At 62.5% G+C, this 23,038-nt stretch carries 21 protein-coding genes; 13 read left to right on the top strand and 8 right to left on the bottom strand.

Annotated features, from left to right (window positions below; translation table 11 throughout):
• Positions 1–39 precede the first annotated feature (39 nt).
• The 5 genes from CUJ90_RS20630 to CUJ90_RS20650 form a co-directional block, all read right to left on the bottom strand.
• On the bottom strand, positions 40–486 hold the full coding sequence (locus CUJ90_RS20630) for a DUF3304 domain-containing protein (RefSeq protein ID WP_073430178.1): 447 nt from the start codon (positions 484–486) through the stop codon (positions 40–42).
• 28 nt (positions 487–514) lie between these two features.
• Positions 515–1,420, bottom strand: coding sequence for a DUF4123 domain-containing protein (locus tag CUJ90_RS20635; protein WP_073430179.1), 906 nt, complete (start codon positions 1,418–1,420; stop codon positions 515–517).
• 4 nt (positions 1,421–1,424) lie between these two features.
• The gene (locus CUJ90_RS20640; protein WP_084561436.1) at positions 1,425–3,986 is read right to left on the bottom strand and encodes a type VI secretion system Vgr family protein; all 2,562 of its coding nucleotides are present in this window, start codon (positions 3,984–3,986) and stop codon (positions 1,425–1,427) included.
• A 495-nt stretch (positions 3,987–4,481) separates the two neighbouring features.
• Positions 4,482–4,808 carry a DUF4148 domain-containing protein gene (locus tag CUJ90_RS20645; protein WP_114163820.1) on the bottom strand — a complete coding sequence of 109 codons (327 nt, stop codon included), beginning with the start codon at positions 4,806–4,808 and terminating at the stop codon, positions 4,482–4,484.
• A gap of 111 nt (positions 4,809–4,919) precedes the next feature.
• Positions 4,920–5,945, bottom strand: a complete 1,026-nt coding sequence (locus tag CUJ90_RS20650; RefSeq protein WP_114163821.1) for a GlxA family transcriptional regulator — start codon at positions 5,943–5,945, stop codon at positions 4,920–4,922.
• Between the two features lie 367 nt (positions 5,946–6,312).
• Between CUJ90_RS20650 and CUJ90_RS20655 the strand changes: the two genes are divergently transcribed.
• The 6 genes from CUJ90_RS20655 (at position 6,313) to CUJ90_RS20680 (ending at position 11,505) form a co-directional block, all read left to right on the top strand.
• Positions 6,313–7,266 (top strand): choline ABC transporter substrate-binding protein, encoded by a 954-nt coding sequence (locus tag CUJ90_RS20655; protein ID WP_083083063.1) that lies wholly within the window; start codon positions 6,313–6,315, stop codon positions 7,264–7,266.
• Positions 7,267–7,314: 48 nt separating this feature from the next.
• Complete coding sequence (gene cdhC / locus CUJ90_RS20660; protein ID WP_114163822.1) at positions 7,315–8,244, top strand: 3-dehydrocarnitine:acetyl-CoA trimethylamine transferase CdhC; 930 nt, start codon at positions 7,315–7,317, stop codon at positions 8,242–8,244.
• An 83-nt stretch (positions 8,245–8,327) separates the two neighbouring features.
• Positions 8,328–9,293 carry an L-carnitine dehydrogenase gene (locus CUJ90_RS20665; RefSeq protein WP_114163823.1) on the top strand — a complete coding sequence of 322 codons (966 nt, stop codon included), beginning with the start codon at positions 8,328–8,330 and terminating at the stop codon, positions 9,291–9,293.
• Between the two features lie 109 nt (positions 9,294–9,402).
• Complete coding sequence (locus CUJ90_RS20670) at positions 9,403–9,903, top strand: thioesterase family protein (protein ID WP_114163824.1); 501 nt, start codon at positions 9,403–9,405, stop codon at positions 9,901–9,903.
• A 2-nt stretch (positions 9,904–9,905) separates the two neighbouring features.
• Positions 9,906–10,853 carry an alpha/beta hydrolase gene (locus CUJ90_RS20675; RefSeq protein ID WP_114163825.1) on the top strand — a complete coding sequence of 316 codons (948 nt, stop codon included), beginning with the start codon at positions 9,906–9,908 and terminating at the stop codon, positions 10,851–10,853.
• Positions 10,854–11,004: 151 nt separating this feature from the next.
• Positions 11,005–11,505 carry an acyl-CoA thioesterase gene (locus CUJ90_RS20680; RefSeq protein ID WP_114163826.1) on the top strand — a complete coding sequence of 167 codons (501 nt, stop codon included), beginning with the start codon at positions 11,005–11,007 and terminating at the stop codon, positions 11,503–11,505.
• Between the two features lie 49 nt (positions 11,506–11,554).
• Here CUJ90_RS20680 and CUJ90_RS20685 read toward each other — a convergent pair whose 3' ends face one another.
• Complete coding sequence (locus tag CUJ90_RS20685; RefSeq protein WP_114163827.1) at positions 11,555–12,985, bottom strand: sensor histidine kinase; 1,431 nt, start codon at positions 12,983–12,985, stop codon at positions 11,555–11,557.
• A 23-nt stretch (positions 12,986–13,008) separates the two neighbouring features.
• On the bottom strand, positions 13,009–13,971 hold the full coding sequence (locus CUJ90_RS20690; protein ID WP_114164669.1) for a response regulator: 963 nt from the start codon (positions 13,969–13,971) through the stop codon (positions 13,009–13,011).
• 425 nt (positions 13,972–14,396) lie between these two features.
• Between CUJ90_RS20690 and CUJ90_RS20695 the strand changes: the two genes are divergently transcribed.
• A complete protein-coding gene (locus CUJ90_RS20695; protein ID WP_114163828.1) occupies positions 14,397–15,641 on the top strand; it encodes an acyl-CoA dehydrogenase family protein in 1,245 nt (414 codons plus the stop codon).
• A 110-nt stretch (positions 15,642–15,751) separates the two neighbouring features.
• Here the strand turns inward: CUJ90_RS20695 and CUJ90_RS20700 are convergent, their stop codons facing one another.
• Positions 15,752–16,870: a sigma-54 interaction domain-containing protein gene (locus CUJ90_RS20700; RefSeq protein WP_114163829.1), complete on the bottom strand. Its 1,119-nt coding sequence runs from the start codon at positions 16,868–16,870 to the stop codon at positions 15,752–15,754.
• Positions 16,871–17,333: 463 nt separating this feature from the next.
• Here CUJ90_RS20700 and msuE point away from each other — a divergent pair, with 463 nt between their 5' ends.
• The 6 genes from msuE to CUJ90_RS20730 all read left to right on the top strand — a co-directional run bounded on the left by msuE (position 17,334) and on the right by CUJ90_RS20730 (position 23,024).
• Positions 17,334–17,915 carry an FMN reductase gene (msuE, locus tag CUJ90_RS20705; protein WP_114163830.1) on the top strand — a complete coding sequence of 194 codons (582 nt, stop codon included), beginning with the start codon at positions 17,334–17,336 and terminating at the stop codon, positions 17,913–17,915.
• A gap of 28 nt (positions 17,916–17,943) precedes the next feature.
• The gene (sfnG, locus tag CUJ90_RS20710) at positions 17,944–19,047 is read left to right on the top strand and encodes a dimethylsulfone monooxygenase SfnG (RefSeq protein WP_073430192.1); all 1,104 of its coding nucleotides are present in this window, start codon (positions 17,944–17,946) and stop codon (positions 19,045–19,047) included.
• 2 nt (positions 19,048–19,049) lie between these two features.
• Positions 19,050–20,207, top strand: a complete 1,158-nt coding sequence (locus tag CUJ90_RS20715; protein ID WP_114163831.1) for an AMP-binding protein — start codon at positions 19,050–19,052, stop codon at positions 20,205–20,207.
• A gap of 18 nt (positions 20,208–20,225) precedes the next feature.
• Complete coding sequence (locus CUJ90_RS20720; RefSeq protein ID WP_073430194.1) at positions 20,226–21,005, top strand: ABC transporter ATP-binding protein; 780 nt, start codon at positions 20,226–20,228, stop codon at positions 21,003–21,005.
• Between the two features lie 13 nt (positions 21,006–21,018).
• Complete coding sequence (locus CUJ90_RS20725) at positions 21,019–21,900, top strand: branched-chain amino acid ABC transporter permease (RefSeq protein ID WP_114163832.1); 882 nt, start codon at positions 21,019–21,021, stop codon at positions 21,898–21,900.
• Between the two features lie 95 nt (positions 21,901–21,995).
• Positions 21,996–23,024 carry a branched-chain amino acid ABC transporter permease gene (locus CUJ90_RS20730; protein WP_114164670.1) on the top strand — a complete coding sequence of 343 codons (1,029 nt, stop codon included), beginning with the start codon at positions 21,996–21,998 and terminating at the stop codon, positions 23,022–23,024.
• Positions 23,025–23,038 lie beyond the last annotated feature (14 nt).

Here is a 23,038-nt window from a genome sequence, read left to right on the forward strand (position 1 = left end):
AAGCCGCAATCGATCGCACGAGCGCGGATGCGTCCGCGCTCATTGCGCTGTGCCCTTCGAAGGCCGTGAATCAGCAAGCTGTCGGGTAGCTTCTAGTACGACCGTTTGATCGGGATAGATGTGCACTGCGAGAAACTCAGCATCGGATGGTACGCTTGCCAGGCTTGCCTGCGCATGAATGCGCTCCCCGAGACGCGGCGAGTTTTCTGGGCCATCGAGGGTCCAATCGACCGTCATCGACCCCGTCTTGACTTTTACGCAACAGGTGATTTTTCCGCCGGTACCATCGATCCCATACGATCCGTATGAACCACCGGCATATTGACCGTTCACCGATACGTCCGCGATCGCCCGGGGCCAGTAGTTATAGACGACAACCTGCAAGTCCATGGTTTTCTCCGCGCATCCAGTCAACGGCGTTATCACGAGGGCGGCACACATCATTATGCGCGTGAGGCGTGCTGCAAAATTGGCTGCAATATTCATCGATGAGAAGCTCAGTGCACCAAGGCGCTCAGACCGAGGCATCAGATTGTGAAAGTACCGCTGGCAGTTCTGCCATGAAATCGTCGAAGCTAAGGTCTCTTGCCTTAACACGTGCCAGCAAGGCAGCGACGGCCGGCCAAATAGCGAAAGTTTCGCCGAGGGCAAGCGCGAGGCAACAATAGTTAACCAAATCACCCGTTCCTTCAATTCCGTATTCCCGAGCCGTTGCTATCTGCGTCCTTATAAAGGCGTACTGTTGCCCGTGCGGCAAGCGGGTCAGCAAACCCGGCTGGTTCAAGCGGATGTAATGCAGTACGCTGTCCGGCACACTGGCTTCCACTATAAGGTCGACCTGTCGTTGATCGAACGTCAACGGAAGAACGGAGGCCCCCGGATCGCGAGAAGCGGCGCGAGCATCTGGATTCAGAAATTGCAGACGACCAGCTCGGTCCCAGTACCACCAGCTAGAAACCGGAGCAAGAAAAACGCTCCTTTGCGTCTCGGAGAACACGGGACCAGTGACATGCAAAGTCGGGTCTTCTGGGGCGCCCACTAACGCCGCCAATATCATGGGATCCCAGAAGGCAAGCACCATCTCCGTCCGATCAGCGAGCGTCACCTGGAGAAAGTCAGCAAGGTGCTTGCACAGTTCGGCGAGGGACAGTGGCGATGCCAATAGCGTCGCGCACGGAATATGTGGTGCGTGACGATCAAGCCACGCCATGGCATTTAAACGATTGGCCTGTTCAATCATCACCAGATGAGGCGCTACCGCTTTCACATCGGTTCCTGCGTCTTCAAACAAACAGACCACTTGGCTTGCGTTTGAAACCAGCACGTCGGGAAGACGCCGGTCTTGTGCGGGATCGACCAACGCGAACAGAGTGCCGGCTGTCGTCTGGGCGGTTTCAAGCGCCGTCAGGAAGTGGGACAAAAGACTATGCTCCTTTGTTGACGAATCCGGCTCTCGAACTCGCTCGCCTTAGCATACATTCCACGCAGACCGATTGAGGCATGATCGGCAGTTTGTACGGGTGGCTAGCCGGCCCGCTGAACGAATGCTGCGCGCCTTTGATGTCGATCCTTCCAGGAGCGTGAATTTCGATATTGCCACCCGTCATTCGGATATACGCGCCGCCAGAGCTTAAGAGGATTTCGTCCTTCGCAGCGGTCTCGATTTTTCCGGTTGCAGAGATCAGCTTGATCGTCTTTTGAGCAGTAACTTCGATACCGTCGTTGTGCGCTTGAACCTCGATCTTGCCCTTTGCGGCGAATAGCTTCATCCCGGCGTTCTGCACGAACAGACTGATCTTTTGCCCGACACTCGTCAGCAGCGATTTGCCAGTTGCGATGTGCGTGCTCTGGCCACTAACCAGATTCACGTGCCCGCTTGCCGCGATATGAGCCGACTTCTGCGTCGACATCGCGATGCCTGCCGGCGTCGCGAACAGCATGATCGGTTCCTTGAACCCATTGGCGTTTCCCGTGCCGCCGCCCGCCGTGTTGCCGCCGCCTGTCGTGCCCGACACGCTGTTCTGTGTCGCGTCGGTGAAGGACTTCAGCGACTCATAGCCGTCTTTCAGATTTTCGGCCTGATGCGTTTCGCTCGCCTGGCTGAGCGACTCGATCACGCTTTCCGAATTGACCAGTTGGCTGCGCGCGTCGCGCACATCCAGAGGCTGGCTTGATGATCCGGTTGCCGGGTGTGTCGAAACGTACATGCCCTGCGCAGCCCGGACGGCACCGTATGCCTCCGACTTCAGGTCAAAGCCGCTGCCCAGATACGCGCCGCGCGTGTTATCGCTTTGCGCGATCAGATAGCCGAGGTGCAGTTGCGAGTTCGCGCTTGTGCTGTAAAGCTGCACCCGGTTCTGGCCGGTCGCGTCGTCCATCACCATCTGGTTATAGCCGCTGCCCTGATATTCCTTCGACCTGTAACCTGACAGGATGCCGTTCGAATGCCACTCCGGCGTCTTCGCGCCGTTGTAGACACGTCCCGTGACGATTGGCTTATCGCAGTCGCCGTCCAGGAATGAAACGATCACTTCTTCACCGACCCGCGGCACATGCACCGCGCCATAGCTACCGCCCGTGTCGGACTCAGCCACCCGCATCCAGCATGACGCCTTTTCATCGCCATCGTTGAGACGGTCCCAGTGCATGCGCACCTTGATGCGGTTCAACTCGTCAGTAAAGACTTCTTCGTTCTTTGGCCCGGCCACGATTGCCGTCTGGATGTGCATCTTCGGCTTGCGGTGCTCGAACGGACTACGGAAAGGGACGCCCCTGCGCTGCGCTTCGACCGTGGCCATGAAAAAACCCTCACTGCCGTCCGTCGCTTTGACGATCAGCGCTGGATCGCTCGCGTGCTGGGCGCGGGCTGCGGCGATCGTCTGGTTCAGGCTGTGCGGGAAGTCCGTCGTGCCGCTTGATACCGGCAGGTTGTTTTCCACGACCCAGTCCACGGCGATTACCGCGAACTGCCGCTCCTGCTGACTGCCGACGTCGTGCTCCGGGTGGCTTTGCAGCTCGAACCACCGGCCCGCGTCGATGCGGCGCACTGCGCCCACGCCGCGGAAGCGCTTCGCGCGCGACTCCCATTCCTCCATCCGCACTTTCGACAGGTGATCGCCGCGCTCCTTCTGGCCGTACGTGTAGGCGCCCGTGTACTCGTAGACCTCGGCCTGCTGCGGCAGTTGGCCCTGCGTGGTCAGGGTCGGGGTGGTCGTGCCCTTCGGATTCGCCGCCGGGGACGGGGCCTTGTAGTCGAATGTGCGGGTCGAAAGCGTCGTGCTCTGCAGCGTGCGCGTGCCGCTCCACTGCACGAAGGCGTCCGTTTCGCTGCTGGTGCCCGAGCGGTAGAAATCCACCGTCTGCGGGGACAGGGGCGGCAGGCTGCCGATGTCGTCGGTGATGACCAGCGTATGGGATTTGCCGTCCGCGGCCTGCTCGAAGTAGCCGAATAGCCCTTCCGTTTCCAGCAGCCGGTGGCAGAAACTCCAGTCGTCCTCGTATTGCACGCAGAACGAATGCTGCGGCAGTGGATTCCTTAAGGCAAACCGGAATGCGCCCTGTGCCTGTGGATGCAGGTTGAAGACATCGGAGAGAATTTCATCGACCGGTTTATCCTGCCAGATGCGTGCATCTTTCCGGAAACGCAGAAAATGCATCCACGAGACAAAGCCGATCTGATAACTGGTAATTGAACCGTCCGAGCCCAGACGGCGGGCGGTATGGACATAACCGTGGTGCGGGGCATATGACTGGCCGGTCTGCTGGACCCACAGCGTGACCGGCTGGGCGATCAGCGTTTTGAGCTCGATATTGTCGTTGGCTGAAACAGCATCCAGCGTGAATTCATAATCGCGGCCCAGCCGTGAGCGCCCCACCAGCCTTTGCGGCAGAAGGACATTGGCACCCAGTGGCGTATTCAGTTTCAGCAGCCGGTCGCTTTGCAGCAAGCCGCCTTTTATCCCCGCGATTATGTCTTGTGCACCCATACCGCCTCTTGTTATGCAATTTCGCGCCCTGCGCCACTGCGCGATAATACAAAACGTTGGCGGCCTATCGCAATCGATACCCGAAACAGTTGCTAAACCGGAATTTGTTTCGCCTCTTATCGATGCGTTTTGGGAATCGGCAAAAATGGCTTTCCGCACAAGAGCCATTGATTGTGCAGATTTTTTCCCACGCGAAGTATTGCGTAATTGGCAATCCTTGTCGGGCGAGTCGGTCAACTCGACATTTCGGTCTCTTGTGTTATTCGGGGCTACCCCACCTCCTCCGACCCTTCGCCAAGTCAAGATCACAGACGCTAATTCTCATTGACTCTAGCGCGCCAGCCCCCCAAACACAGCGTAAATATGTAACCGGCCCGATCACATACGACTCAACCTTAAAAAACTGGAGAAGCCGTCCCCGCCACCTTCGTACGACGACGATACGCAAGGGCTACGAGAACGTCTTCTGGGATGTGAGAGCACCTCAAGGTCCACTCAATGACCAACATAAACCACCGGAGGCGAATACGAACTCGGCGCCGCTTCCGTACGAGCGCCAGCCTGCGACGATCCATTCGTCGCCGAGCCATACCCGCCGGTTTGAGCATTGCCGTTCTGCGCGGCGACCCGCGCTTCGGCTGCCTGAATGTTCGCCGGATAGTCGTCGTCGTTCGCGATCGCGGGGTTGTAACCGGCCTTTTCCAGTTGGACCAGTTCGGCGCGGACCTGAGCGCGCGTGACCGGCTGATTGGATTGAGCAAAAGCGGCGAGCGGCGCGGTAATGAGAGCAGCGATAGCAACAGCTTCGATCAGGGACTTCATGATTCCTACCTCCAGAGATTGTCTTGTTGGGTGCTGAAGACCTGTTTGTCCCCAGCCGTTGAAGACAGTCTAGAAGTCGGAGCGATGAGGGTAAACGCCTAATCCAAACAATCAGTGTTGCGGCAAACGAGACAATGACGCGTCCGGTGCATGCGTGCGCGCCTGGGACGGCGGCACGCGGCCCGCATTGCTTCCGCCCATCACTTGCCGGTCGCTTCTGGGACTCGCGCCGAAGCGCGCCCGATACGTGCGCGAGAAATGCGACGGCGATTCGAATCCGCAAGCAACGCAAATCGACGTAATCGACATATCGGTCTGTTGCAGCAACTCACGCGCGCGGGTGAGGCGCAGTTGCAGATAGAAATGGGTCGGCGTGTCCTTCAGCGACGCGCAAAACAGCCGCTCCAGTTGCCGCCGTGTCACGCCGATTTCCTGCGCGAGCCGGTCGGGCGCGAGCGGCTCCTCCATGTGCTGCTCCATCACGCCGATCACCTGAATCAGCTTGCGGTTGTGCACGCCGTAACGCGCGGCGATCTCCATGCGCTGATGGTCCGAGCGCTGCCGGATGCGGCTCACCACGAACTGTTCCGACACAGCCGAGGCGAGCGCCGCGCCGTGTTTGCGGCCGATCAGGTCGAGCATCATATCGATGGACGCCGTGCCGCCCGCGCACGTGATGCGCCGCTCGCCGATCTCGAACAGTTCCTGGCTCGCGTCCAGCGACGGGTAGCGCTCGCGAAACGCCGACAGCGCTTCCCAATGCACCGTCACGCTGTCCGAGCCGCGCAGCAGCCCCGCTTCCGCGAGCACGAAGCTGCCGGTGTCGATCCCGCCGAGCGTCGCACCGCCGCGTTCCAGGCGTTTCAGCCAGTCGCCGAGCACGCGCGTATAGCAGGCCAGCGGCTCGAAGCCGGCCACGACGAAGACCGTCCGCGCCTCGCTCACCTCGCCGATCGCCGCGTCCGCGTTGATCGAAATGCCGTTGCTGGCCGCTATCGGCGCGCCGTTCAGACTGAGAATGCGCCAGCGGTAAAGATCGCCGCGAAAGCGGTTCGCCACCCGCAACGGCTCCACCGCCGACATGAAGCCGATCGCGGAGAAGCCCGGCAGCAACAGGAACGACATATCTTCGGGCATCGTGCTGAGGACTCGGTGAGGGACAAAAAGCAGGCGGACGCGGGGTTCCGGCGAGCGTAGCAAGCGGCTCGCGAGCCGGCAAGGCGCGCCAAAATTCCGCCCGCCTGGCGGTGCCGCAGCGCAATGCGCCGCGATACTGGTTTTCCCTCGTTGTCGCATGCGAGCAAGAACGGGTCGCTGATGGTCGCTTTGGCATGAATATGGGGCATTACCGTAGCGTCATTCTTGCAGTTCAGGCCGCGGTTCGGGCCTCACAGCAAGCGGTATCGCGCAGGTCCGTGGCCCGCGTCGTTTCGTTCATTGCGGCCCGGTTCGAAACACGCAGCCGAACGCGTCCAACGTATCCAAAATGTCGAAGGGGAACGTCATGAAGTTCAGCGTCAAAGCCTTGCTTGCCCATCTTGCGTGCCTCGCGGCCGTGCTCGCCGCTTCGCCCGCGCTCGCCCAGGATCCGCCCGCCTGCCGCGCCGTGCGTTTCGCGGACATCGGCTGGACGGATATCACGTCGACCACCGCGCTCGCCTCGACCGTCTTCGAAGGCCTCGGTTATCAGCCGGTCACGACTGTCGCGTCGGTGCCGATCTCGTTCGCGGGCCTGAAGAGCAAACAGCTCGACGTGTCGCTCGGTTACTGGTGGCCGGTGCAGGAAAAAGCGATTGCGCCCTTCGTCGAATCGAAATCGATTCAGGTGCTGCAACCGCCGAATCTGACGGGCGCCAAGGCGACCTTCGCGGTGCCGGGCTATGCCTACGACGCGGGCCTCAAAACCTTCGCCGACATCGCCAAACACCGCGATCAACTCGACGGCAAGATCTACGGCATCGAACCCGGCAGCAGCGCCAACGCGGCGATCCAGAAGATGATCGCCAACAACCAGTTCGGCCTCGGCGGCTTCAAGCTGATCGAATCGAGCGAAGCGGGCATGCTGGTTTCGGTTGACCGCGCGATTCGCGAGAAGAAATGGGTGGTGTTTCTCGGCTGGGAACCGCATCCGATGAACATTCAGATCGACATGAAATACCTCACCGGCAGCGACGGCGTATTCGGTCCGAACGACGGCGAAGCACGCGTTTACACGCTGACGTCCCCCGACTTTCTGACGCGCTGCCCGAACGCCGGCAAGCTCGTGAGCAATCTGCGCTTTTCGACGCAACTGGAAAACGTCGTGATGCAGTCGGTCATGAACAAGGAAAAGCCCGCCGAAGCCGCCAAGGCGTATCTGAAGAAGAACCCGCAAGTGCTCGACGCCTGGCTCGCCGGCGTCAAGACCTACGACGGTAAAGACGGCTTGCCCGCAGTGAAGGCTTATCTCGGCCTTTGAGTTTTTCAATCGCACATTTCAATTCACGGAACAGAAGGACTCGCACGCATGAATCATGAAGTCATCGTGACCTGCGCGGTCACCGGCGCAGGCGACACCGTCGGCAAGCATCCGGCCATACCCGTCACGCCGAAGCAGATCGCCGAGGCCGCCATCGAAGCCGCGAAAGCCGGCGCCACTGTCGCGCATTGCCACGTGCGCGATCCGCAAACCGGCCGCGGCAGCCGCGATCCACGGCTTTATCGCGAGGTTGTCGACCGCATCCGCTCGTCGGGCACCGACGTCATCATCAATCTGACGGCGGGCATGGGCGGCGATCTGGAGATCGGCCCCGGTGAAGATCCGCTGCGCTTCGGCGCCAACACCGATCTGGTGGGCGGCTTGACGCGGCTCGCGCATGTCGAGGAACTGCTGCCGGAAATCTGCACGCTCGATTGCGGCACGCTCAATTTCGGCGACGGCGATTACATCTACGTGTCGACGCCCACGCAATTGCGCGCCGGCGCAAAGCGCATCCAGGAACTCGGCGTGAAGCCGGAACTGGAAATCTTCGACACCGGCCATTTGTGGTTCGCCAAGCAATTGCTCAAGGAAGGCTTGCTCGACGCGCCGCCGCTGTTTCAGATCTGCCTCGGCATTCCATGGGGCGCGCCCGCCGACACCACGACGATGAAAGCAATGGCCGACAACCTGCCCTCCGGCGCGCAATGGGCCGGCTTCGGCATAGGCCGCATGCAGATGCCGATGGTCGCGCAGGCGATGCTGCTCGGCGGCCACGTGCGCGTCGGTCTCGAAGACAACATCTGGCTCGACAAAGGCGTGCATGCCACGAACGGCACGCTGGTGCAGCGTGCGGTGGAGATCGTCGAACGGCTCGGCGGCCGCGCGCTGACACCCGCCGAAGGACGCCGCAAGCTGGGCTTGCCCGCGCGCGGCGAGCGTCAGTTGGAGCGGCGTGCGGCGGGACAGTACGCGTGAAACGCGGCGCGTTCGCATGGCCTCATTGAACGCGCATCGGCTTGGAACCTGAGAACTCATAGGCAAAAAAAGGAACGTCAGCAATGGCAGTGATCGTCGATATCAAAACATTTGCCGCCATCGGCGCGGGCGTGATCGGCAGCGGCTGGGTGGCGCGGGCGCTCGCGCACGGACTCGATGTGATCGCGTGGGACCCCGCTCCCGGCGCTGAAAAACAGTTACGCGAGAACGTGGCGAATGCGTGGCCGGCCTTGGAGCGCGTGGGTCTCGCTGACGGCGCGTCGCCGGCGAGATTGCGCTTCGTCGATACGGTCGAGGCGTGCGTCGAACACGCGGACTTCATTCAGGAAAGCGCGCCGGAACGCGAGGCATTGAAGCTCGCGCTGCATGAGCAGATCAGCCGCGCGGCGAAGCCGGAGGCGATCATTGCGTCGTCCACGTCCGGGCTGCTGCCGAGCGATTTTTACGCGCGTGCGGTGAATCCGCAGCGCTGCGTCGTCGGGCATCCGTTCAATCCGGTGTATCTGCTGCCGCTCGTCGAAGTACTCGGCGGTGAAAGAACCGCCGCGGAAACCGTCGACGCCGCGATGCGCATCTATCGTTCGCTTTCAATGCGGCCCCTGCGCGTGCGCAAGGAAGTGCCGGGCTTCATCGCCGACCGTTTGCTCGAAGCACTATGGCGCGAGGCGCTGCACCTCGTGAACGACGGCGTGGCGACCACCGGCGAAATCGACGACGCGATCCGCTTCGGCGCGGGCATCCGCTGGTCGTTCATGGGGACGTTCCTCACTTACACGCTGGCGGGCGGCGACGCGGGCATGCGCCATTTCATGCAGCAGTTCGGACCGGCGCTCGAACTGCCGTGGACTAAACTGGTGGCGCCGACGCTGACGGACGAACTGATCGACCGCGTCGTGGACGGCACGGCGGAACAGGTCGGGCCACGCTCGATCAAGCAGCTCGAACGTTATCGCGACGATTGCATAACGAGCGTGCTGGCGGCGATTGGCGACGCAAAGGCGCGGCACGGCTTGCTGCCCGCCGATTGATGCGCGAGGTGCGGCATGCCACGAGGCGTGCCGCCTCGCGTCGATGCATTGCGACCGCGCACTGCCGCCGTCGCTGCATTTCATCCGGGAATGAAGGAGACGATGACCCATGCCGCAAGATGCTTCACTGCCCTGCTATCGCGACACCGTGCGCGCCGAATGGGTCGACTACAACGGCCACTTGCGCGACGCTTTTTATATGCTGATTTTCAGCTTCGCGACCGACGTGTTGATCGACCAGATTGGTTTACCGGACCCGGTGCGCAAAGCGCGAGGCCGCTCGATCTATACGCTCGAAGCGCATATCAACTATCTGCATGAGATCAAGGAAGGCGCGCAAGTTCGCGTCGATATGCGCGTGCTCGGGGCGGACGCGAAGCGCTTGCATCTGTACCTGGAGATGTTCTCCGGCGATGGCGTCGAACCGGTAGCCGCCGGCGAACAGATGCTGCTGCATGTGGATACCGGCGGGCCGCGCGCGATTGCGTTCGATCCTGATGTGGCGGCGCGAGTGCAGTCGTTGGCGCACGCGCATGCGGTATTGCCGGCGGCAAGATTCGCGGGACGCGTGATCGGCCTGCCCGCGCATGCCGCCGCACAAAAGCACTGACCATGCTCGAACCGGAGATCGCCGCGTTCGTCGCAAGAACCGCTGCGATTTATCCGGCGCATGCAGCTTCATTAGCGCCGCGCGAGCAGCGAGCAATATACGACCGGTATGCGGCTGCATTCACGCCTGCGTTGCCTGCGGGCGTCGCGACGCAAGACGCCGGGTTCCGCGCCCGCGCGGGTCATTCGATCAAGCTACGGCTCTATCGGAATCGCGCAAAAGCGCATGACGTCGCCTCCGGCGTCGTGTTGTATTTCCACGGCGGCGGCTTCGTGCTCGGCTCGCTGGACAGTCATCAGATCGTGACGGCGCGCATTGCCGCCGATACGGGGCTCGACGTGATCGCCGTCGACTACCGGCTGGCTCCCGAACACCGCGCGCCCGCCGCGCATAACGATTGCCTGGAGATCGCGCTCGCCGCGTTGCAAGGGCGCTTGCCTTTCGATTGTCCCACGCGTCGCGCTCTGCGACTCGCGGGCGACAGCGCCGGCGGCAATCTCGCGGCGAGCGTGGCAATGCGTCTGCGCGACGACGGTGTTGAAGGCGTGCGCGGACTGGCGCTGATCTATCCGATGCTCGGCATCGAACCGCAGATGCCCGCGCGCGAAACCGAGGCGCACGCGCCGATGCTCACGCTCGCCGATGTTCACGCGTTTCGCGATCTCTATTGGGGCGGAGAACAGAGGCCCTACCCGACATGGACAATACCGCTCGATGCAACACGCATCGACGGACTGCCACCGACGCTCGCAATCGGCTGCGAACACGATCCGTTAAGAGACGACGCGCGCGTGTTTGCGGAACGCATCGATTCAGCCGGCGGAGAGGCGCGCTACTGGCTCGGTACAGGACTCGTGCATGGATGCTGGCGCGCAATGGATTCGAGTCCCGGCGTTCAGGCATTGCATCATGAAGTGTGCCGTTTTTTGTGTACCTGCTTTGTCGGCTGATCCACTGAAAAATAATCCAAGGGTCAACGCGCTCCACGCTTGCAGGCCAATAGCCACGCGGCCGCAATCCCCAACAGAATGAGACGTGCCTGCCGCACCGGCAGGCATGTGTGGCTGCCACAAGCAGCCGTTCCTGTGAAAGGAAAATCGTATGTTGATGCGTGACGTAATCCCCCATGCTCTGAACCGCGGCTCCGCCCTTCTTTCAGAGAACCCGACGACTACGGCTTCACCCAAAACCTTCCAGCACACGTTCGATATTTATCTCAAGGACTCGAATGCTTTCATGAATACGTATTTCTCGCGCTATTTCGAGTGGCAAGGCGTTTGCCGCGAGCGGTGGTTCCACGAGTGCATACACGATGACTTGCTGGGATCGGACGGCATGTTCGTGACCAAACGCGCGCACCAGGAATACGTCCATGAAACCTTCCCTTTCCAGCGAGTGGATTGCTATCTGAACACCGTGCAGGTCAGGCACTGCTCCGCGTACCTGCTGTTTCGCTTTTGCGTGGACGGGCGGCAGGTTTCGCAGGGCTATCAGCAAATCCTGTATGCCGGGCGAGACCGGAAGATCAGGCGATTCCCGGATGCGATCGTCGACCGGGTGAAGGAATATGAACTGCCGTTTTCGGCGCTGACGAATGCCTGATAGCGGGCAATCTTGCGCATGACAGCGCTTGACCTTTAAACCTGACGGATCAATGCCGGCGCCTGGAGCGCGCCGGCGCTGCGCGCGTCGCGCGGTCCGCCGCTGAACCCGGCGCCGGCAATCGCACGGTGAAGGCGGTGTGCGAACCGCGCACCGAACTGCATTCGATCGTGCCGCCCAGAAGCTCGGTTGCGCGGCGGCAAAACGCGAGGCCCATGCCCGCGCCGCTTCCGTGCCGCTTGGTCGAGAAGAACGCGTCGAAGATGTGGGGCAATACGTCGGGCGCAATGCCGGGCCCGGTGTCGCGGAATCGCAGCACGCAGAAGTCCTGCTCCATTGCGGCGCTGATCGTGATCTCGCCGTCGCCGCTCACGCGAATGGCATGAAACGCATTTTTCAGCAGGTTGAACAACACGAAAACCACCAGCGTATCCGAGCCCGAAAAACGCACGGCCGCGTCGATGGGCATTACCGTCACGCGGGCACGTTCGTCGCCGCGAAACGGATAACGCTCCAACGCCGACGCCACACATTGCTGCAGCGAATGCGGACTGAAACGGCTGCGGTCGAGACGATCGAGCGTAAAAGACGCGAGCGCCATTTCGACCATCGCGCTGGTGCCCGATACTTCGCGCCGGATTGCCGCTGCGAGCTGGCTTATGCGTTCTGACTGCCCCGCATGCCCTTGGTCGTCGTAAATGCCGTGCGTGACGGCCAGCCGATAACCTTTGAACACATGCGACCACACGCTCGCGATTTCGTCGGCGTGCATGCCGATGGTCGCGAGCGGCGTCGCGATCTCGTGCGCGATCGTCGCCGCCAGCGCATACGGGTGAATCAGGTGATAGCGAACGATCGTGATCGCGAGAAGCCCCAGGCTCAGCGCGATGAACAGCACGCCTGGCGGATAGAACGGCAGGCCGTAGTTGACGGCGTAATCCACTGCCGCGAACGCATAGAGGCACACGCCCGCCAGGCACAGATCGAGACGCCTGCGTGCTTCGCCGCCGGCCTTCTTGCGGGCGGCGAGAAGAAGCTGCTCGCAGCGCCCCGCAAGCAGCACGGTTTGCGCGACGTGCAAGGGATGCAAAGGCCCCGCGGCCGGATAATAACCAAAGAAGAACCGCCGATAACCGGCGACCACGAGATCGCCTGGAAGCAGCGCCGCGAGCACCAGGCACAGGCCGTAGGACGCGAGCAATACAGGCTGCTCACGGCGCCGCGCCGTCACTTCGGTAATGAAGTGATAGAACGTGGTGGGCAGAAACAGAATGAACAGATAGCCGAGCCTGACCAGCAGGCTAGCGATGTGCGGACTTTGCGTCTGGAACAGCAATGTCCACGTGCCCTGCCACGCAAAGGTCGTCGCGCACATCAAAAGGAATGGCGCGGACAGGCGTGTGATGCCTTGGGTGATGAGTACGTAAAGCCCGAACACCACGAACAACGCGGACACGAAGGCGGTCGGAATGGCGTACATGGGGCTCGACGTGTTGAAGAGCGTTAGCGCTTCGCCTCATTGCGCCATTGCGAAAACGTTCGAACGTCCAAGCCCACCTCGGCCGGATCGATGCGAGCCCAACCATAGTAAGCGTCGTGCCAGCCGGGAATTTCGCGCGGCTGCAGCATGCGGAACTCGACGCCCGCGCGGTAGGCCAGATGCGGCCAGAAAAGCGGCATCACCTCGCGCACCGCGATCTGTCTCAGCAGTTCCGCCGGGCCGTTTTCGTCCGCCACGATCTCGCCCTGCAAGATCCAGTCGTGCTCGGCCCACGCGACGAACACGCTTGGGTTGCCCGCGCGGTCGAACATCAGAATGGCATTTTGCTCGGGACGCCAATAGTACTCGACGATACCTTCGGCGGCGGCCAGCTCGTCGATCAGCTTGCGCGTTCTCGGATCGCAATACGTGGTGCCGTTTTCGCCCAACGCCAGCCAACCGCTTTCGGAACAATGCCGGGCTCGGGCGTCGTTCAGAAAATGGGTTAATCGGCTTGCCGACTCCGCGTCGGTCTTTCTCAGATATAAATCGACGATTCCGGCATTGAACGCGTTGACCGCGACGGTCTCGTCCGCGACGCCGGTGAGCAGCGCTTTCGCGCACCGCAAGTCGGATATCGAAGAGAGCAATTCGACACCGCTCACCCCCGGCATGTCGTAATCGACGACGACCGCCGCGACCTCGGCAAAGCGCGACTTGCGCAGCAAGATGTCGCGCTCAGCCGAGGTTTCGACAAATCGCTCGACACCGGTTTCGCTCAAACACGCCGACGCCGGTGCAAACTCCAGTGAATTCGCGCGGGCATGTTGACGGATAAACGCGAGTGCCGCTTGCGGCCGCGTGAAAAACAGATTGGTGGAGATATCCGGAAAGAAACGGCGCAGCGCGTCGAGATAACTGTCGTTGTCGTCCACGAAAACGACAGTTGCCGGATACGAAACTGGTGGTCGAATAAAGTTGTTCATATTTTTCACGTGGCTCGTCACACCGCCGCTGACACGAACGGCAAAGGCGGCAACCATACGAAAAAGCTTCCTATACGTTTTTTCTAACTCTGATTACCAGGCTGGTCCCCGCCGATCCATATAGTACAGGCGTCCAGGCATTAACAGTGAAACACCGCACAAACTTTCCTTTACTTTTTTATTGGTATATGCGAACTGAATAATGTTAATCGCATTTCAACCCACCACACATTGATTCACTGCTTTGGGGCGAGCAATCCGCCAGCACAATGCTGCCAGTTCAGCAGCTTGAAACGCAGCGCCATTCTCTATGGCGCGATGCAATAAGCGTTCGCCTGAATGGCATGGATCGTGCAAATCAATCCATACGGCCGGACCTCGAAACGTTCCGGCTCCCCTCCCCTCATCGACTCAAGAGCAGGCGTATGGCATCACAAAACCAGCGTGAAGATTTGCCGCTTTCCCGCGGCACGGACTACGAGCCATTGGCCGCCAGATTCAGGCCCATTTTCGAGCGCATCGCGGCAGGCGCGCTCGAGCGCGAACGCACTCGCACGCTCCCGCACGAACAGATCGGGTGGTTGAAGGAAGCGGGCTTCGGCGCCATTCGCGTGCCGGCCGAATACGGCGGCGCCGGCGCGTCGCTGCCGCAACTCGTGCACTTGCTGATCGAACTGGCCGAAGCCGATTCGAGTTTGCCGCAGGCGTTGCGCGGACACTTCGCCTTCGTCGAGGACCGTATCAACGCCGTGCCGGGCCCCGCGCGGGAAAAATGGTTCGAGCGTTTCGTGAACGGTGAAATCGTCGGCAATGCGTGGACCGAAGTCGGCGCGGTGAAACTGGGCGAAGTCATCACGCGTGTGTCGCGGCGCGGCAACCAGTGGGTCGTGAACGGTACGAAGTACTACAGCACGGGCAGCATCTTTGCCGACTGGATCGACGTGTACGCGCAACGCGACGATAACGGCGCCGACGTCATCGCGGCGTTGAGCACGCGCCAGCCGGGCGTCAAACAGAGCGACGACTGGGACGGTTTCGGCCAACGCACCACGGGCAGCGGAACCTCGGTGTTCGAGAACGCCGTGGTCGACGAGGAAAACATCATCGACTTCTCGACGCGCTTCAAATACCAGACCGCGTTTTATCAGCTCGTGCTGATCGCCGTGATCGCGGGGACGGGCCGCGCCGCGTTACGCGACATCTCGCATGAAGTCCGCAAGCGCACCCGCGTTTATAGCCACGGCAACGCGCCGCGCGTGAGCGAGGACGCCCAGGTGCAGCAGGTGGTCGGGCAAATCGCGGCGCGCGTATATGCAGCCGAAGCCGCCGCCGTGCGCGCAGCCGAGCCGGCGCAACGCGCATACGAAACGCGCTTCGGCGCGGATCGCGAAGCCGAGAAGTCGGCGAACGTCGCCGCCGAAATCGAATCCGCCAAGGCGCAAGTCGCGGTGGCCGCGCTGATTCTGCAAGCCACCACCGACCTCTTCAACGCACTCGGCGCATCCGGCGTCAGCGAGAACAAACTGTTGGACCGCCATTGGCGCAACGCTCGCACCGCCGCATCGCACAACCCGCTCATCTACAAGGAACGGATCGTCGGCGATTGGGAAATCAACGGCACCGAGCCGCCTTTCATCTGGCAGATCGGCAACGGCGTGTCGGCGGCATGATTCGGCGGCGCGGCGAACGTTCTGCGTGGACCGGCTCGACGGCCGGTCCGCAGGCGGCTTCAAGCGAGATGCTCGCCGCTACGCCGCGACGAGGCCGCGCGAACTCGCGGCTACTTTTGCGCGGAAATCTGTCTCGCGCGAATCAGCCGCGCGCGCAATACGTTTCGGCTAATGCCCAGCAATCGCGCGGCCTGGATCTGGTTGCGATAGCAGAAGTCGAACGCCACCCGCATCACGGTGTCTTCGATCTGTTCGAACAGCTTGCCTTCCGCGTTATCGAACAGATTGCGCAAGGCGCCCTCGAGCCCTTCGAGCGGCGTGCATGGCGCCGGCTCATTGCCCGCCGCTCGCCGCGCGCTCTGAACGCCGAACGACGACATCTGCAAATCGCCCTCCCTCAACGAATCGCTGCTGCACACCAGCAACGCGTAGTGAATGACGTTTTCCAGTTCGCGAATGTTGCCGGGCCAACTGTGCGCGAGCAGCTTTCGCTCCGCGCACGGCTCGATGCCGACAGCGCCATAACCCAGCCGGTTTCTGTACTCTTCAATGAAGTATCTGGCGAGCGGCAAGATATCGCCCGGCCGGTCGCGCAGCGTGGGCACGGCCAGATGCACCACGTTCAGGCGATAAAACAGATCCTCGCGGAAATGACCCGCCGCCACCGCGTCCTGCAAATGCACGTTGGTGGCCGCCAGCACGCGCACGTCGATAGGAATGCTCCGGCGCGAGCCCAGCCGCACGATTTCGCGTTCCTGCAACACGCGCAACAGCTTGACCTGCATCGAAAGCGGCAGGTCGCCTATCTCGTCGAGAAAGAGCGTGCCGCCGTTGGCCGCCTCGAACCAGCCGGGCTTCGCGCAAAACGCGCCGGTGAACGCGCCTTTCTCGTGACCGAACAATTCGCTCTCCACCAGCGACTCGGAAAACGCACCGCAATTGACGGCCACGAAAGGCCGGTCCCTGCGCGCGCTGAGGTTATGCACGTGACGCGCGACCAGTTCCTTGCCGGTGCCGGTCTCGCCGATCACGAGGACATTGGCGTCGCTCGGCGCCACCATGCGAATACGTTCGAGCAACGCCAGCGAGCGCGGGTCCGAGAAAACTTGCGCGGTGGCGCGGATGGAAGTGGTCAGCGTGCGCGTGTCGGGCATCGTCAATAAAGGCGGCGACTCCGCTCGTGTAATGGCTGAGCGTTCCGCCAGCACGTGATTGAATGAAGAATTCATGAGTAGAAGCTCGGTGTCGGACAGCCTATTCTGAACACCCGGCGCGACTTCCTATGCATTTTGTTGTGGGAACCAAAGTCGAATTGCTTCTTAGGCAGCAGCATCGTCATGAATGCCGCTTCGCATCGACACACGCTTCGCTCGACGCCGTTCACGCGGTTTTGTTGGCATTCTGAAAGTCCGCGTTGCGCTCGCCGATACCCGGCACTGCTTCTCCAGCAGCAGCGCCGAGGCCATCTTGCTTCGTCAGCTTCATACGCACGCCTGCAATCGTTCCATGCCGCCGCGATATGCGCGCGGGAAAACGCCGCAAACCGCTATGCCATTTGACTCGCCACGCCATCGAGCCGAAACGCGCGACCGCCCCAAGTACAGCTCGCGCCGGCAGCGGCGAATGGCACGCTATTCGCTCAATAAGCCGGACTCCCTATTTGATTCGCTTTCCATTGAAAGGATCGTTCGCATGAGCAACAGATTGAACGTGGTCGCGGTTTCCGGCGGATTGCAACGACCATCGCGCACGCTGGCCGTGGTCGAGGGCCTGCTCGCGGCACTCGGCGACGCGCTGCCGATCGACACGCACCTCGTCGAACTCGGCCAGATCGCGCCGCGACTCGCCGGCGCCGTGCTGCGCGCGCAGCTTCCCGCCGACGTCGAAGCGCAGATCAAGGCGATCGAATCGGCCGATCTGATCATCGCCGCGAGCCCTGTCTATCGCGCTTCGTATACCGGGCTCTTCAAGCATCTGTTCGATCTCGTGCATCACGAGGCGCTGTTCGACGTGCCCGTCCTTCTCGCGGCAACCGGCGGCAGCGAGCGTCACGCGCTGGTGATCGATCATCACCTGCGGCCGCTCTTCAGCTTCTTTCAGGCTCGCACGCTGCCGATCGGCGTCTACGCGTCGGATGCGGATTTCGACGGCCATGCCATCGCAAGCGCCGCGCTGAAAGAGCGCATCGCGCTCGCCGTGACACGCGCGCTGCCGTGGCTGCATGCGGGACGCCTTCCGGCCTCTTCCTCGCGAGCGGCAACGCTGGCTGCCTGACCTCCTTCATTCAATCACCAGGAACATCATGAGCCACACCCATTCTCACGACGACGCCCTCAAGTTCGCCTACTGGGTGCCCAACGTCAGCGGCGGCCTGGTCGTCAGCACGATCGAGCAACGTACGGACTGGAGTCTCGAATACAACCAGAAGCTCGCGCAAACCGCCGAGCAGGCGGGTTTCGAGTACGCGCTGAGCCAGATTCGCTTTACCGCCGGCTACGGCGCGGAGCATCAGCACGAATCGGTTTCCTTCAGCCAGGCGCTGTTGCACGCGACCACCCAACTCAAGGTGCTGGCCGCGATCCTGCCCGGACCGTGGCATCCCGCGGTCGTCGCCAAGCAACTGGCGACCATCGACCACATTTCGAATGGGCGCATTGCGATCAACGTCGTGAGCGGCTGGTTCAAAGGCGAGTTCACCGCGATCGGCGAGCCGTGGCTCGAACACGACGAACGGTATCGGCGCTCGAACGAATTCATTCAGGCGCTCAAGGGCATCTGGACGCAGGACCACTTCACCTTCAAGGGCGACTTCTACCGCTTCAACGATTACACGCTGAGTCCGAAGCCGGTGCAAAAGCCGCATCCCGAGATCTTCCAGGGCGGCAGTTCGCGCGCCGCCCGCGACAACGCCGCGAGCGTGTCCGACTGGTACTTCACCAACGGCAATACGCCGGAGAACCTGAAGGCGCAAATCGACGACATTCAGGCGAAGGCGGCGAAAAACAATCACAAGGTGCGCATCGGCGTGAACGCCTTCGTAATCGCGCGCGACACCGAGGAAGAAGCCAAAGCCGTGCTCGACGACATCATCAGGCATGCGCACGTCGAAGCCGTGCATGCGTTCGGCGATGCCGCCAGGCAGGCGGGCGCGGCTTCGCCGGAAGGTGAAGGCAATTGGGCCAAATCGAGCTTCGAAGACCTCGTGCAATACAACGACGGCTTTCGCACCAATCTCATCGGTACGCCGCAGCAGATCGCCGAGCGCATCGTCGAATTGAAATCGATTGGCGTGGATCTGGTGCTGACCGGATTTCTCCATTTCATCGAAGAGGTGGAGTACTTCGGCAAACGCGTTCTGCCGCTGGTGCGCGAACTCGAACGCAAGCAACAGGCCAAGGCCGCGTGATCATGACGGGCGCGCAACCCTCGACGCTGCCGGACTGGCTGCGCCATCAGGCGCGGCATCGGCCGCATGCCCTTGCGTTGCGGCATAAGCGGCTGGGCGCGTGGCACGCGCTGTCGTGGCGGGAGGTCGCTGTCGCGGTCGAGCAACTCGCGGCGGGCCTCGCGCAGCGAGGCTTTGCGGCGGGCGACGCGCTGCTGCTCGTCAGCCAGCCGCGCGAGCAGGCATTGCTGCTGTCGCTCGCGGCGCAGTGGAGCGGCGGCGTGGCGATACCGCTCGACCCGCAACTCGGCGACGCCGCGTTGCGCGCCGCGCTCACGCATCTCGCCCCGCGTTTCGTGCTTGCCGAGGACGACCGTCAGGTCGACCGTCTGCTGGCGCAGGAACAGGCGTTGCAAGTGATCGACGCGAACCCGCGCCATCTCACGCCGCATCCGCATCCCGCCGTGATCGACTATCGCGCGCTGGCGCTCGCGAGTCATGAAGGCTTCGCACCGGCCGCGCCGCCGCACGGCGATGCGTTCGCCTTCGTGCGGCTGAATGACGACGGGCACCTCGTCGAACAGCGCTTCACTCACGCGACGCTGGTACGGGAAGCGCGGCATCTGGTCGACACCGAGAAGCTGCACGCGAACGACGAAGCCTTCGCCGCGCGCGCGTTTGCCGCCGCTTCGCAGGCGCGCTATCTGATCGCGCCGTGGGTGCTGAGCGGCTTCCGCCTGAACTTTCCCGAGTCGCTCGCCACGCGCGATAACGACCGCCGCGAACTCGCACCCACGCTCGTCGCCGGCACGCGCGACACCTACGCCCGCGTGGCGCAACTCGTGGACGACCGCTTGCCCGGCGAGCGCTCATGGTGCCGCCGCCTGATCGATCGTGCTCTACGCGGGCAGCGTGGTCCGTTCGGCCCGTTCATCCGCACGCTGACGTGGTGGCTCATCACGCGGCCGTTGCGCGACGTGATCGGTTTTTCACGCACGCATGCGGCGCTCGTCATCGGCCCGCCGCTCGACGCTAAAACCGCAGCGCTGTTCGATGCGCTACGCGTACCGGTCCGCGCGTGGCCGGATCACAGCGACTGGCAACGCGTCGAACAACGCGCACAGCCGGAAACGCCGCAACGCCATGCGGCGGACCGCGCGTCCGAACAACCGGCCTACTGACGCATGACCCAACCTTAAATGACTCGATCCACTCACGCGCTGCTCTCGCTCGACCATATTTCGCTGTCGTTCAAAGGCGTCAAAGCCATCACCGACATCAGCTTCAACGTGCAAGCCGGGGAAATCTGCGCGCTGATCGGTCCGAACGGCGCGGGCAAAAGCTCGCTGCTCAACGTGATCAACGGCGTGTATCGGCCGCAGCACGGCAGCGTGCGTTTCGACGGCAACGCTTATCGGCGCATGAACCCGTATCACGCGGCGCACAGCGGCATTGCGCGCACGTTTCAGAACATCGCGCTGTTTCGCCGGATGAGCGTGCTCGACAACGTGCTGACCGGCCGCAATCTGCATCGGCGCAGCACGTGGCTCGAACAGACGTTGCGCGTCGGCCGCGCGCGCGGCGATGAAACGGCGCAGCGTCGCTATGCGGAAGTGGTGATCGAAGCACTCGATTTGCAGCGCTTCCGGCACACCGCCGTCGGCACCTTGCCCTACGGCGTGCAAAAGCGCGTCGAACTGGCCCGCGCGCTCGCCGCCGAACCGCGCCTGCTGCTGCTCGACGAACCGATGGCCGGCATGAACGCCGACGAAAAGCGCGCGATGGCCGGCTACGTGCTCGACGCGAACAGGCAATTCGGCGTGACGGTCGTGCTGATCGAGCACGACATCGGCGTGGTGATGGATCTGTCGGATCACGTGGTTGTACTCGATTACGGCAAGAAGATCGCCGACGGCGCGCCCGCCGACGTGCGCGGCAACCCGGACGTGCTGGCCGCCTATCTCGGCACCCGTCATTGAGAGACTCGACAACATGGAATTTTTTCTCGAAGTGCTCGTCGGCGGCTTGCTGGCGGGCGTGATGTATTCGATGGTCGCGATCGGCTTCGTGCTGATCCACAAAGCGTCCGGCGTGTTCAATTTCGCGCAGGGCTCGATGGTGCTGTTCGGCGCACTGACCTATGTGAGCCTCGTCGAACGGCAGGTGAATCCGCTGCTCGCCTTCGGCGTGACGCTCGCGGCGCTCGTGTTGATCGCGGTGCTGATCGGCCGCCTCGTGTTGCGGCCTCTGGTGAACCGGCCGCCCATCGTGCTGTTCATGGCGACGCTCGGCCTGAGCTTCATTCTCGAAGGCGCCGCGCAACTCTTCTGGGGCGCGCAGGTGCACGGCCTCGCGCTCGGCATCGACGACAAGCCGTTGAATCTCGCCGGCGTCATGATCAGCCAGTTCGACATCTTCGCGGCGGCAACCGCCGGTGCGCTGGTGCTGGCGCTGTCGCTGCTGACGAAGCGAACGCGGCTCGGCTTGTCGCTGCGCGCCGTCGCGGACGACCCGCTCGCCGCGCTGGCGGTCGGTGTGCGGCTGCCGCGCGTCTGGGCCATCGTGTGGGCGCTCGCCGGCTTCGTCAGCCTCGTGGCGGGACTCCTGTGGGGCGCGCGGCTCGGCGTGCAGTTCTCGCTGTCGCTGGTGGTGCTGAAAGCGCTGCCGGTGTTGATCATCGGCGGCTTTTCGTCGATTGGCGGAGCGATCGTCGGCGGGCTGCTGATCGGCGCGTCGGAGAAGCTCGCCGAAGTCTACGTCGGCACGCTGCTCGGCGGCGGCATCGAAAACTGGTTTCCCTATCTGCTCGCGATGCTGTTCCTGCTCGCGCGCCCTGCCGGTTTGTTCGGCGAACCCGCCGTGGAACGGGTGTGAACGTGAGTGCGAGGCCAACCGTGTCGTCTCTTCAATCCAACGCGAGCGTATCGCGCAAGCCGGGCGCGCAGCCGCGCCGCTCGTCGCTGCTCAGGCTGTCGGGCGGCGCGCTGATCGCGCTGATCGCGCTGATCGCGCTGATCGCATTAGCCGCGCTGATCGCGTTCGTCGCCGTGCCGCGCCTGAGCAACGACTACTGGCTCAGCGCGATCCTGATTCCTTTCCTCGTGCTGTCGCTGGCGGGTCTGGGGCTGAACCTCGTCACCGGTTACGCGGGACAACTCTCGCTCGGCTCGGCGGCGTTCATGTCGGTCGGCGCCTACGCCACCTACAACCTGCTGGTGCGAGCGCCGGCGCTGCCGCTCGCCGTCGACCTGCTGCTCGGCGGACTCATCACCGCCGCGGTGGGCGCGCTGTTCGGCCTGCCGAGCCTGCGCATCAAGGGCTTCTATCTGATCGTCTCGACGCTGGCCGCGCAATTCCTCGTCGAATGGATTTTTACGCGAGTGAGCTGGTTTTCGAACAACGACGGCTCGGGCGTGCTGAGCGCGCCCGCGCTCTCCGCGTTCGGCCTGAAAATCGCCACGCCCGCGGCGCGTTATCTGCTCGTGCTGAGCGTCGTGGCGATTGTCTTCGTCATGGCGTTCAGTCTCGTGCGCAGCGAACTCGGCCGGCGCTGGATGGCCGTGCGCGACATGGACACCGCCGCGCGCGTGATCGGCATTCCGGTGGGCCGTACCAAGCTGCTCGCGTTCGCGCTCAGTTCGTTCGTGCTCGGCATCGCCGGCGCGCTGTGGGCATTCGCCTATCTCGGCACGGTGGAGCCGCACGGCTTCGATCTGAATCTGTCGTTTCAGGTGTTGTTCATCATCATCATCGGCGGCATGGGCAGCATCGGCGGGAATTTCCTGGGAGCCGCGTTCATCGTGCTGCTGCCGATACTGCTCTCGCATGCGGCGGGCGCGCTCGCCAGCGTCGGCATCGAGGCCGGCCAGTTGCAGAACCTGCAGAAGATCCTCTTTGGCACGCTCATCATCGTCTTTCTCATCAAGGAACCGGACGGCCTCGCGCGACTGGTCCAGACCGCGCGGAACCGGCTGCGCGACTGGCCGTTGCGCGCGTGAAGCCGGCTGCATTG

The organism is Paraburkholderia terricola, assembly GCF_003330825.1.
GTDB lineage: Bacteria > Pseudomonadota > Gammaproteobacteria > Burkholderiales > Burkholderiaceae > Paraburkholderia > Paraburkholderia terricola.